Raw genomic sequence first — 11,961 nt, 5'->3', positions numbered from 1 at the left:
CTGCTTTTAACGGGGCCTAAATCATGGCGCAGAAACTGCTTGTCGTCCGTAACGACAAAATCGGCGATTTTATGCTGGCGTGGCCAGCGCTAGCGTGCTTGAAACAGGCCTCGCCTATGCCCCACGTGACCGTGCTGGTGCCTGCCTATACGGCCCCCTTAGCCAAGGCGTGCCCATGGGTCGATGACGTCATCATCGACCCCGGTAGCCAGGCTGATAAAGCGACGCAGCAGGCGCTATTGTTTCACGTGAAACAATCGAAATTCGATGCACTGCTAACGCTGTTTTCGACACCGCGTATCGGTTGGCTAGGCATGAAAGCAGGCATTCCGCTGCGCGTTGCCCCTGCAACCAAGTGGGCACAGGTGTTTTATAACGTGCGAATACGCCAACGCCGCTCCCATTCCGCCAAACCCGAGTACCAGTACAACGTCGACTTGGCCTGTGAACTGTTGGCTCGACTGTCGTTAACGCTGACCACCCTGCCTTCGCCCCCGTTCTGGCCGATGGATGGCGCGCAGCGTCTTGTCCAACGCCAAACGTTGGCCAACGACACCTCAGAACGCGTGGTGGTGGTTCATCCTGGCAGCGGCGGCTCGGCGGTCAATCTATCGGTTGCGCAGTACGCCGAGCTGATCGCTCACGTTCACCGACAGTGCCAGCCTCTGCCACTACGCTGGCTCATCAGCGCTGGCCCCAGTGAACAGCCACAGGCACAAGACTTGAGGAAACAACTAGCCGAAAAAGGCGTCGAGGCAGACCACTTTCCAGCAACTCCCAGCGTGGATGCCTTTGCACTGCAGCTTGGCGGAGCGGATATGCTGATTGCCGGCTCGACCGGGCCGCTGCATATTGCAGGCTGTCTCGATATCGCCACGGCGGGTTTTTATCCAGCCAAACGCTCCGCTACGCCGCTGCGCTGGCAAACCTGCAACCGAGCGGAAAAGCGCCTAGCGTTTAGCCCCCCTGCTGATGCCGACCAACAGGATATGACCACGATCGACCTCGGCAACGCCGCCGAACGGATTTCAGCGCTGCTTGTCGGCAGTGCGGGTACGCACCCAGAGATCGGCGTACTTGGCGAAAGTGGAATGTGCGGAGAGCAGCGCCAGCAATAGCCCCTGCTTGCCATCTTTAAAGCCTGCTTTCAGCACGTACATCTTGAGGAAGCAAGCCAGTCCGTGACCCATGCCCTGCCCTAGCGTGGCCGTTTTCCCCTGGGCGGCGCGCTGCTCTGCCCAAGCCTGGGCGTAATGTGCCGATTTTTCAAGATAGTGGCGCAGGTCGCGATAGGTGTAGTGCAGCAAGTCACCGGATAGCGGCTTTTCGGCCAAGCCTTCGTTGAGTACTAGCTTTTCATGCACCAGCGCGGCGTTATAGCCCGCCTGACCTCTTGGGTAGAGACGCAGCACGCGGTCTGGGTACCAGCCCGAGTGGCGGATGAAGCGGCCGAAGCACCACGATAGGCGGCTCACGCTATAGGCAGCGGGAGGCTGCTGAATGGCCGCCTCAATGCTGTCACGCAATTCAGGCGTCACGCGCTCGTCGGCATCGACCATCAAAATCCACTCACCGTTTGCCAGGGCTTCTGCCCGCTGGCGCTGAATGCCAAACCCCTGCCAGTCGGCGTTGACGTTCACATTCTGGGTGAACTCTCGCGCAATCTCGCACGTGGCATCCTGGCTGCCCGCATCCAGCACGACGATTTCATCAGCCCACGTCAGCGTTTCCAGACACTCACGTAAGTGGTGCGCTTCGTTTTTGACAATCAACACAGCGGAAATAGACACGTCTCACCTTTACCCACTCAGTTTGAGGCATACACGGCTCGTCCGTGATCCTGCCCATTTTAGTGACATGCTAACACGGCCACGGGGCGCGACTTTTGATAAGCTGACGCTTCATTTAGCACGTTCTGAAAAGGGATACAGGATGTTCGCTTCACGGTCACTCAAACTCACCCCTTGGCTACCGCTCGTCGTCATGGGTCTTAGCCTTGGCTATGCCGTCACCGTACTCACGCGTCTGCCCTGGTGGACGCTCTTTTTGATAGCAGCGGCTTGGATTGGGGTGGGGCTCAAGCTGCGCTGGGGCGCGCCGATCAACGCACGCTACCGTCCAATGTGGCCATGGTCGCTGCTGCCACTTAGCCTATTCAGCGTCTATGTTTATTTGGCCGACAGCTTCGGAAACGTCGACCTCGGGGCGGTGTTTTTTCATTTACAGGCGGGCATGGCGGAGCATGGCGGGGCAGGTAAAATGCTGCTGGCACTGACCTACACGCTCACCGTGTTGGCGGTGCTGGTATCGGTGACGTGGTTGTCGCGCCACGATCAGCGCTGGCGTTTGACCGAGCGCTTCTTTGCCATCGCGCTATTGGCGGCCAACCCACTGCTCTACGGCATTGGTCAACGCAGCGCCGCGATAGTGACGGACGATGGCGCTTGGCTAGATCGGCGCTATGTTGCGCCACCCACCGGCGACCAACCCAATGCACCCAACCTACTGCTGATGTACCTGGAGAGCATGGAGCGCACCTATAGCAACGAGCTATTTGGCGACGCCTACGCAGATTTGGCGGCACTGGGCGAGCGCGGGTTGGTGTTCGAGGGCATTCAGCAGATGGAGAATACGGGCTGGACCATGGCTGGGATGATCGCCAGCCAGTGCGGCGTCCCCCTCATGCCCGCCGGCCTGCTGCACGATAGTCAGTTCGAACCGCTCAGCCAAGTCGTACCCGGCGTTGAGTGCCTGGGAGACGTGCTGGCCGGTCAGGGCTACCGGCTCAGTTTTTTGGGAGGCGCCAGCACGCAGTTTGCTGGTAAAGGGCTTTTCTATCGTGGTCACCAGTTCGATACCGTCAAAGGTAAAGAAGAACTGCTACCGGATCTCGAGGATCCTGAGTATGTGAACAGTTGGGGTCTTTATGACGATACACTATACGATGTGACCGTCGACGAAATACGTCGACTGAGCGAGGAGGATGACGGTCCTTGGGCCGTGGTGAACCTGAGCATTGCGGGCCATGCGCCCAGCGGTTTTCCCTCGCAAACCTGTCTGGACCGCCAGGGCGAATTCGATGGTCAGGATATTCTCTACTCGGTAGAGTGCTCTGCGCGCCAAGCCCGAGACCTCGTTGAACGGTTAGAGCAAGAAGGACTGCTGGAAAACACGCTAGTGGTGGTACTCAGTGATCATCTCACCATGCGCGTGTCGGTGTGGGATCAGCTCACCACCTTGGATCGCGACAATACGCTCATCATGCTGGGCGAGGATATCCGTCCGCAGCGAGTAAGGCGAGGCGCCACCATGCTAGACGTTTTCCCCACGATCCTCGACGCTATGGGCCTCACATTGAACGATCACCGCGCGGGCCTTGGCGCTTCACTACTTGGCAGCCAACCCACGCTGGTCGAGATTCATGGGCTGGAGGCGCTGAATGAACGTCTACGGGAGGAGACCGCGCTGCAGCATCGCCTTTGGGACGGGCTAACCCCTCAGCGGCGTGCGCCTGAAGAGAGCGCCACCGATCAGATCATCGAAACACCCGCCGATCAAGCTGACGAAATGGAGATCATGCGCTAGGTGCGCATGGCCTGATACACCCGTTCTACGCCTAGCTCGTTCAAGCAGTTCGTATGGCCTAACGGGCAGGTACGCTGAAAGCACGGCGAACAGGAGAGCCCAAGGTAGTGGATGTCCGCGTTATCCGTTAGCGGTGGCGTATAGGCGGGCGATGACGAGCCATATAGCGCTTGGATGCGTACCCCTACCGCCGCCGCGACGTGCATGAGCCCTGAATCGTTGGTAACGACCTGGCGACAGTCGGCCAAAAGGTCCACGGCATCGGCCAGCTGTGTTTTTCCGCATAAATTATGCGCATGCGGCAAGCCATTCACGATGCTCTGCCCTGCCGGGTGATCTTTCGCTCCGCCTAGCACGCGAATCTCGAAACCGTCGTCGATCAGTCTCGCAGCCAATTGATGAAAATATGCCAACGGCCACTGCTTGGCAGGACCATACTCCGCGCCGGGCATCATGCCGATGGCGGGACGAGAGGACAGCGTATGGCTCAGGCGCAAATTCACCAAGTTATCACGGTCAATGGTGAGCCGTGGCTTGGGAATCGAGAACTGCCCGCTTTGTGCCTCTTCCAATGGCAGCCCCAGCGAGACGAACCGTTTGACGGTTTGATCCAGCACCTGCTTGTCGAGCTTGCGACGCTCTTTTAGCAAGCCGTAGCGGTGCTCTCCCAAAAAACCCACGCGCTCAGGAATGCGGGCCATGAAGGGCACCAAGGCCGCCTTCCAAGAGCGCGGCAGAACGATGGCGCGATCGAAGCGACCGCGTAGCCGTGCCGCCAGCTCGCGACGGCTGGCAAGGCCAAACTCTCCGTGGCCTACCGCCAGCGGTAGCACTTCGTCCACTTGAGGCATGCGCTCTAAGATCGGCTGGGACCATCCCGGAGCGACCACACCTAGCGTGGCGCCTGGATAGCGCGCCTTCAACGTCATGAACAGACTCTGCGCCATGACCATATCGCCGACCCAGGAAGGACCGACGACCAGCAGCCGCTTGGCCGAGTTAGCCATTCAACCACTCCAAGTACGCCTTGACGCCCTGGGCGACGGTTTTGAATTCCACGTCACAACCTGCCGCACGCAGTTGGCTAATATCAGCACGCGTGTAGCTTTGGTAGCGCCCTTTCAACTCTTGGGGGAAGGGAATGTAATCGATCTCGCCCTGACCGTAAAAATCGATGACCGCTTCGCCAATCGCCTTGAACGGCTCGGCACGCCCGGTGCCCAAATTGAAGATGCCTGATGCGTGAGGGTTATCCAAAAACCAGAGATTCACATCAACCACATCGCCCACGTAGACGAAGTCGCGGCTCTGCATGCCCGCCTCATAGCCACCGTAAGCACCGAACAGCTTCAGCGTTTCGCCGTTACGGATCTGCAGATGGTTGTGATAGGCAACGCTGGCCATCTTGCCTTTGTGCTGCTCTCGCGGCCCGTAAACGTTGAAGTAGCGGAAACCTACCACTTGAGTCGTCAGCTCGTTCCAGCGCGAGCGCACGTGCTGATCGAACAGTAGCTTGGAGTAGCCGTAGACGTTGAGCGGCTTCTCATGCTCCGGCGCTTCCTTGAACACCTCGCTGCCACCGTAGGTCGCCGCCGACGATGCGTACAGAAAAGGGATGCCCAGTTTTTCACAGTAGTTGAGCAGCACTTTGGAGTACTCGAAGTTATTCTCCATCATATAGTGCCCGTCCCACTCGGTGGTGTCCGAACAGGCCCCTTCATGGAAAATCGCATCGATGGTGGGCAAGTCCACTGTTTCACCACGTAGCGCGGCTTTCACGCGGGCGATGAAATCGTCTTTATCCAAGTAGTCAGCCAGCGTGCAGTCCGCCAAATTGACGAATTTGGTGCCATCGCGCAGGTCGTCGACCACCATCACATCGTCACGGCCGCGAGCATTTAGCGCTTTGACAATATTGGCGCCGATGAACCCGGCCCCGCCTGTTACCACGATCATCTCGTTCTCCTTACCAAAAGCGGCTCTTTGGCTAACGTGCCTATAACCCATCTGCCTGTGATTGTATACTTGACGGCTTATGAATTCATGGCCAACGGTGCTTTCCGCGATGAGTGTTTCGACAAACCAATCGACACCCGATGTGTCGACCTTTCAAGGCTTGATCCTTGCTCTGCAACAGTATTGGGCAGAACAGGGCTGCGTCATCCTTCAGCCCCTCGATATGGAAGTCGGCGCGGGCACCTTCCACCCCGCCACGTTCCTGCGGGCGATTGGTCCAGAAACCTGGAATGCTGCCTACGTTCAGCCTTCCCGCCGCCCAACCGACGGCCGCTATGGCGAGAACCCCAATCGCCTGCAGCACTATTACCAGTTTCAGGTGGTAATGAAGCCTTCGCCCAGCAACTTGCAGGATCTGTATCTGGGTTCGCTGAAGCGTTTAGGACTTGACCCGCTGATTCACGACGTGCGCTTCGTAGAAGATAACTGGGAATCCCCGACGCTCGGCGCTTGGGGATTGGGCTGGGAAGTATGGCTCAACGGCATGGAAGTGACCCAGTTCACCTACTTCCAGCAGGCGGGCGGTATCGAGTGCTACCCCGTCACCGGCGAGTTGACCTACGGACTCGAGCGTATCGCCATGTACCTGCAAAACGTGGAGAGCGTTTACGACCTGGTATGGGCCATCGCGCCGGACGGCAGCAAAGTCAGCTACGGCGATGTCTACCTGCAAAACGAGCGCGAGCAGTCGGCGTATAACTTCGAGCACGCCGACGTCGAGCAGCTCTTTGCTGCCTTCGACCATCAGGAAAAAGAGTGCAGCAAGCTGCTGGCCGCGAGCCTCCCGCTGCCCGCCTACGAGCAGGTGCTCAAAGCGTCGCATACCTTCAACCTGCTGGATGCGCGCCACGCCATTTCCGTGACCGAGCGTCAGCGCTTCATTTTGCGCGTGCGCACCATGGCGCGTGATGTTGCCACTGCCTACTTCGAGTCTCGTAAAGCAGCAGGATTCCCCATGGCATCGGAGGAATTGCGCCGTGAACTGTTACAAGATGAGCTCGCCGAGCAGGGAGACGCATAATGGCCGTTGATACGCTTTTATTAGAACTGGGCGCAGAAGAGCTTCCGCCGACCGCGCTAGACACGCTCTCAGACGGCTTTGCCTCGGGCATCGAAAAAGGCTTACAGGACGCCGAGATTCCCTTCGAGGTGGTGACCGCCTACGCCACCCCGCGGCGCCTAGCCGTGAAGGTTACCGGACTCGCCGACAAACAGCCGGATCGCGAAGTAGAGCGTCGCGGACCCGCGCTAGCCGCCGCTTTCAAAGACGGCGTCCCCACAAAGGCGGCGGAAGGCTTTGCTCGCTCCTGCGGTGTCAGCGTGGAGGATCTGATCCATCTGGAAACCGATAAAGGCACCTGGCTTGGCTACCGCGAGCAGCAGCAAGGTGACAGCGTTCAAGCGCTGCTACCGGAGATGGTGCGCAAGACGCTACACTCGCTTCCAGTGCCCAAGAATATGCGCTGGGGCGCGTCCCGCGTCGAGTTCTCGCGCCCCGTGCACTGGCTCGTGGCCCTGTATGGCAAAGACGTCATTGCAGCAGAAGCGCTGGGGCTGGAAGCCAGCCGTACCACCTACGGCCACCGTTTCCACGCGCCGGATGCCATCCAGCTCGAGCACGCCGATGACTATCTAGCGGCACTCGAGAATGCCTACGTTCTGGCCGACCGCCAGCAGCGCCGCGAGCGTATTCGTGAGCAGGTGCTCGCCGAGGCCGAGGTTCAGGAAGCAAACGCCGTCATCGATGAAGACCTGCTGGTCGAGGTGAGCGGTTTGGTGGAGTGGCCCGTGGCGCTCACCGGCAGCTTCGACGAGCGCTTCCTGGAAGTACCTGCCGAGTGCCTGATTTCCTCGATGAAGGCCAATCAAAAATACTTCCACCTGCTGGATGATCAGGGCAAGTTGAAGCCGCTGTTCATCACCATCTCGAACATCGAGAGCCAGGATCCCGACCAGGTGATCTCCGGTAATGAAAAGGTCATTCGTCCGCGCTTGGCGGATGCCGCCTTCTTCTACGACACTGACCGTAAGCAAACGCTGGGCTCACGCATACCGCAACTGGAAAGCGTAGTCTTCCAGCAGCAGTTGGGCACGTTGGCGGACAAGGCCCGCCGCAGCACGGCCATCGCCACTTTCATCGCTGAGCGCATCCAGGGTGACGTGGCTCATGCGCAACGCGCCGTGGCCCTGGCCAAATGTGATCTCGTTACCGAAATGGTGCTCGAATTCCCCGAGCTGCAGGGCATTATGGGCTGCTACTACGCCGAGCAGGATGGCGAACCGGCGGAGGTTGCCCAGGCGCTGGAGGAGCAGTATCTACCTCGCTTTGCCAGCGATGCGATTCCGCAAAGTTTGACCGGCCAAGCGCTGGCTCTGGCCGACCGCCTTGATACGCTGGTAGGCATTTTCGGTATTGGTCAACGTCCCACCGGCGCCAAGGACCCCTTCGCCCTGCGCCGCGCGTCCATTGGCGTATTGAACATCCTGGTCAAAGGCGAGTTGAACCTCGACCTGCGCGAGCTGCTGCAGATCACTGCTGACCAGCACCAGAATCTCCCGAAAGCCGAGGGCCTCGTAGAAGACGTGTTGACCTACATGCTCGACCGCTTCCGCGCCTGGGGCCAGGAGGAGGGTATCTCTGCTGAGATGTATCTCGCCGTTCGTGCTCGCCCGGTGACCAAACCGCTGGATTTTGCGCGCCGCTTACGTGCCGTGAAAGCCTTCGCCCAGCGTGAAGAAGCCGCGGCATTGGCCGCTGCCAACAAGCGTGTTTCCAATATCTTGAGCAAGCAGGAGCACGACGGCAGCACCCAGGTAGACACCTCGATTCTTCAAGAAGCGGCGGAAAAAGACCTGTTCGAAGCGGTTACGGCTAGCCAACAGCAGGTGGCGCCGCTGTTTGCCGCAGGCAATTACCAGCAGGCGCTAGACGCGCTGGCCACCCTCCGCGAGCCTGTCGATGCTTTCTTCGATCAGGTCATGGTCATGGCGGACGACGATGCCATTCGCCGTAACCGCCTTGCCCTGCTGGCCAGCCTGCAAGCGCTGTTCCTGGAAGTAGCCGATATCTCTCAGCTACCCCAGTAAGACGGTGAAGGATTGAGCGCATCGACTGCTCTAGAGGTACAACCGACAGCCCGGCTTTTGACAAGCCGGGCTTTCTATTGAGTAATGGAGTGTTTCACGTGAAACACTCGTTCATTGCCTCGTCAGCGCTTACGCTAAGCAGAGACGTTTTCTTGAAGGGAGCCTTATGATCACCGCTCAGCAACTCGTGATACTGGACCGCGATGGCGTGATTAATCACGACTCGGATGCCTATATCAAATCCTTGGACGAGTGGATCCCCTACCCGTCTGCCATTCGCGCGATTGCGCGGTTAACCCAGGCAGGCTTTACCGTGGCAGTGGCCACCAATCAATCCGGCATCGCTCGTGGTTACTACGATGACGCCACGCTCAGTGCCATGCACGAGCGTTTGCATACTCTGGTGCAGGCGGAAGGTGGTCATATAGCGCATATCGCTTACTGCCCTCATGGGCCAGATGATCAGTGCGGCTGCCGTAAACCACTGCCCGGGCTGTTGACCGACATACGTGACAAGCTGACGCTTCCCAGCCTGACAGGCAGTTGGATGGTGGGTGACAGCCTTCGCGACCTGCAAGCGGGTGAAGTGATGGGCTGCCGTAGCGTTCTCGTGAAGACAGGTAAAGGCGAAAAGACCCTCGCAAATGGGAACGGGCTGGAGCACGCCTTGGTCTACGCTGACTTGGCTGCATTTGTTGACGACTTATTAGCAGAGGCCTTGGATTAATCTTTCGATACGGTTTTCACGCTGGCCTTGATACTACCCATAAAAAAACCGCAGGCACTTTGCCTGCGGTTTTTGCTTTTCAATGTTTCACGTGAAACACAGTGAAGAAGCCACTTAGATGTCGAGGTTAGCAACGAGCGCGTTGGTCTCGATAAAGTCGCGACGCGGCTCCACTTCGTCACCCATAAGGGTGTTGAACATCATATCTGCTGCTACCGCATCTTCGATGGTAACCCGCAACATACGACGGCTATCCGGGTCCATGGTGGTTTCCCATAGCTGGTCCGGGTTCATCTCACCTAGCCCTTTATAGCGCTGCACAGAGAGACCACGCTGGCCTTCCTGCATCAGCCACGTCAGCACTTCAGAGAAGTGTCCAACGGGCTTCTGGCGCTCACCACGGGCGATGTAGGCGCCTTCGTCCAGCAAGCCGTTGAGGGTGTCCCCTAACCCTGCCATGGCGCGGTAATCGGCGCTTTCGAAGAAGTCCAGGCCCCACACGTATTCCGTGGTGACGCCGTGGGCAATCAGCGATACCGCCGGTAGATGCAGGCCACGCTCGGTGTCTTCTTGCAGGTAGAACTGATAGCGCGGGCCGCCCTCATAAGCCACCCTGTCGTCCATGGCTTTTTGCAGCTCGGCGATCCAGTTCTCCATGGTGACGCGATCTTTCAAGCTGGTCTCACCCTGCAACGCTGTCGCATTGACGGCTTGCTTGAGCACTTCGATGGGGTACACCCGTGCCAAGCGATCGATACGTTTCATCACGTTGCGGTACTGATTGACCAGTGCTTCCAACTGCGACCCGGTAATGCCAGGCGCGTCTGCATTGACGTGCAGCCCTGCTCCATCCAGTGCGGTGGTGGTCAGGTAATCGATCATCGCCTGCTCATCTTTCAGATAGAGCTCTTGCTTACCGCGCTTGATTTTGTAAAGCGGCGGCTGCGCGATAAAAATGTGGCCACGTTCGATAAGCTCGGGCATCTGACGGAAGAAGAACGTCAGCAGCAGCGTGCGAATGTGGGAACCATCGACATCGGCGTCGGTCATGATGATGACCGAGTGGTAGCGCAGCTTGTCAGGGTTGAACTCTTCGCGTCCAATGCCGCACCCCAGCGCCGTAATCAGCGTCCCTACTTCAGCGGAAGAGAGCATCTTATCGAACCGCGCTTTTTCGACGTTCAGGATTTTACCTTTCAACGGCAGAATGGCCTGGGTACGACGATCACGCCCCTGTTTGGCACTCCCCCCCGCCGAGTCACCCTCCACCAGGTAAAGCTCCGACTGGCTCGGGTCTTTCTCCTGGCAATCGGCTAGTTTGCCCGGCAAACCCGCGATATCCAGAGCGCCTTTGCGGCGGGTCATGTCTCTAGCTTTTCGCGCCGCCTCGCGGGCACGTGCCGCGTCCAGCATCTTGTTGACGATGGCTTTGGCTTCGTTAGGTTTTTCGATCAGGTAGTCGGCAAACAAGCGACCCATCTCCTGCTCCACCGCCGTCTTCACCTCGGACGAGACGAGCTTGTCCTTGGTTTGCGATGAGAACTTCGGATCGGGCACTTTGACGGATATGATCGCCGTCAGGCCTTCACGGGCGTCGTCGCCCGACGTGTTCACTTTGGCTTTTTTCAGCAGGCCTTCCGCTTCGATATAGTGGTTTAGCGTACGCGTTAGCGCAGCGCGGAACCCTGCCAAGTGGGTACCGCCATCCCGCTGAGGAATGTTGTTGGTGTAACAGAAGATGTTCTCTGTGAAGGCATCGCTCCACTGCATGGCCACTTCGACTTCCACGCCATCATCACGCCCAGCGTTGAAGTGGAATACCGGGTTCAGAACGGTTTTGTTTTTGTTCAAGTGGTCAACGAAGGCTTTCAGACCACCTTCGTAATGGAACAGCTCCTCTTTGCCGCTACGCTCATCCATCAGGCGAATGGCTACACCCGAGTTGAGGAAGGAGAGCTCACGCAGGCGTTTCGCCAGAATATCGTAGTGGAATTCGATGTTGGCAAACGTCGCCGGAGACGGGCGAAAATGCACGCGGGTACCGCTTTTTTCCGTTTTGCCTACGACGCCTAGCGGCGCTTGCGGCACGCCATGGTGATAAATTTGCTCAAACACCTCCCCTTGGCGCCAAATCGTCAGGCGCAGCTCTTCGGAGAGTGCGTTCACCACCGATACACCCACACCGTGCAAGCCGCCCGATACTTTATAAGAGTTATCGTCGAACTTGCCACCCGCGTGGAGCACCGTCATGATGACTTCCGCCGCAGAGACACCCTCGCCCTCGTGTAGCTCGGTCGGAATCCCTCGACCATTATCGCTTACGGTTACCGATTCATCCGGGTGGATCACCACACGAATTTCGCTACAGTGGCCGGCCAGAGCTTCATCGATGGAGTTATCCACCAGCTCGAAAACCATGTGGTGCAGCCCGGTGCCGTCGTCGGTGTCACCGATATACATGCCTGGACGCTTACGTACTGCGTCTAGCCCTTTGAGCACCTTGATGCTTGATGAATCGTAAGCCTGCTCGCTCATTGACCACTCCG

9 protein-coding genes are annotated in these 11,961 nt (G+C 58.3%); 5 read left to right on the top strand and 4 right to left on the bottom strand.

Annotated features, from left to right (window positions below):
• The first annotated feature begins 23 nt into the window (after positions 1–23).
• Entirely contained in the window at positions 24–1,118 is a 1,095-nt protein-coding gene (locus FRH_RS06000) for a glycosyltransferase family 9 protein (RefSeq protein WP_153843617.1), read from the top strand.
• On the opposite strand, the gene FRH_RS05995 is transcribed toward FRH_RS06000, so the two are convergent.
• Positions 1,029–1,790 (bottom strand): glycosyltransferase family 2 protein, encoded by a 762-nt coding sequence (locus FRH_RS05995; protein WP_139526181.1) that lies wholly within the window; start codon positions 1,788–1,790, stop codon positions 1,029–1,031. The two genes, FRH_RS06000 and FRH_RS05995, sit on opposite strands and share 90 nt — an antisense overlap.
• 142 nt (positions 1,791–1,932) lie before the next feature.
• On the opposite strand from FRH_RS05995, the gene FRH_RS05990 reads away from it, so the two are divergent.
• Positions 1,933–3,585 (top strand): sulfatase-like hydrolase/transferase, encoded by a 1,653-nt coding sequence (locus FRH_RS05990; protein ID WP_139526180.1) that lies wholly within the window; start codon positions 1,933–1,935, stop codon positions 3,583–3,585.
• Here the strand turns inward: FRH_RS05990 and waaF are convergent.
• Together waaF and rfaD are read right to left on the bottom strand one after the other, a co-directional pair.
• Complete coding sequence (gene waaF / locus FRH_RS05985; protein WP_139526179.1) at positions 3,582–4,592, bottom strand: lipopolysaccharide heptosyltransferase II; 1,011 nt, start codon at positions 4,590–4,592, stop codon at positions 3,582–3,584. The genes FRH_RS05990 and waaF overlap by 4 nt on opposite strands.
• A complete protein-coding gene (gene rfaD, locus FRH_RS05980) occupies positions 4,585–5,541 on the bottom strand; it encodes an ADP-glyceromanno-heptose 6-epimerase (RefSeq protein WP_139526178.1) in 957 nt (318 codons plus the stop codon). The genes waaF and rfaD overlap by 8 nt, the downstream gene beginning before the upstream one ends.
• A gap of 109 nt (positions 5,542–5,650) precedes the next feature.
• Between rfaD and glyQ the strand changes: the two genes are divergently transcribed.
• From glyQ to gmhB, 3 genes are all read left to right on the top strand, one after another.
• On the top strand, positions 5,651–6,622 hold the full coding sequence (gene glyQ / locus FRH_RS05975) for a glycine--tRNA ligase subunit alpha (RefSeq protein WP_139526177.1): 972 nt from the start codon (positions 5,651–5,653) through the stop codon (positions 6,620–6,622).
• Entirely contained in the window at positions 6,622–8,688 is a 2,067-nt protein-coding gene (gene glyS, locus FRH_RS05970) for a glycine--tRNA ligase subunit beta (protein WP_281997963.1), read from the top strand. Before glyQ ends, glyS begins: the two co-directional genes overlap by 1 nt.
• A 166-nt stretch (positions 8,689–8,854) precedes the next feature.
• Entirely contained in the window at positions 8,855–9,415 is a 561-nt protein-coding gene (gene gmhB / locus FRH_RS05965) for a D-glycero-beta-D-manno-heptose 1,7-bisphosphate 7-phosphatase (protein WP_139526175.1), read from the top strand.
• Between the two features lie 114 nt (positions 9,416–9,529).
• Here the strand turns inward: gmhB and gyrB are convergent, their stop codons facing one another.
• Complete coding sequence (gyrB, locus tag FRH_RS05960) at positions 9,530–11,950, bottom strand: DNA topoisomerase (ATP-hydrolyzing) subunit B (protein ID WP_139526174.1); 2,421 nt, start codon at positions 11,948–11,950, stop codon at positions 9,530–9,532.
• Positions 11,951–11,961 lie beyond the last annotated feature (11 nt).

It is taken from the genome of Halomonas sp. A020 (assembly GCF_027943625.1).
Taxonomy (GTDB): domain Bacteria; phylum Pseudomonadota; class Gammaproteobacteria; order Pseudomonadales; family Halomonadaceae; genus Vreelandella; species Vreelandella piezotolerans.
This window is presented reverse-complemented; position numbering and strand designations above follow the sequence as displayed.

Bases quoted from the DNA above. Each gene is read 5' to 3' on its own strand.
- FRH_RS06000 (WP_153843617.1), top strand. From the start codon at position 24: ATGGCGCAGAAACTGCTTGTCGTCCGTAACGACAAAATCGGCGATTTT.
- FRH_RS05990 (WP_139526180.1), top strand. From the start codon at position 1,933: ATGTTCGCTTCACGGTCACTCAAACTCACCCCTTGGCTACCGCTCGTC.
- waaF (WP_139526179.1), bottom strand. From the start codon at position 4,592: ATGGCTAACTCGGCCAAGCGGCTGCTGGTCGTCGGTCCTTCCTGGGTC.
- rfaD (WP_139526178.1), bottom strand. From the start codon at position 5,541: ATGATCGTGGTAACAGGCGGGGCCGGGTTCATCGGCGCCAATATTGTC.
- glyQ (WP_139526177.1), top strand. From the start codon at position 5,651: ATGAGTGTTTCGACAAACCAATCGACACCCGATGTGTCGACCTTTCAA.
- glyS (WP_281997963.1), top strand. From the start codon at position 6,622: ATGGCCGTTGATACGCTTTTATTAGAACTGGGCGCAGAAGAGCTTCCG.
- gmhB (WP_139526175.1), top strand. From the start codon at position 8,855: ATGATCACCGCTCAGCAACTCGTGATACTGGACCGCGATGGCGTGATT.
- gyrB (WP_139526174.1), bottom strand. From the start codon at position 11,950: ATGAGCGAGCAGGCTTACGATTCATCAAGCATCAAGGTGCTCAAAGGG.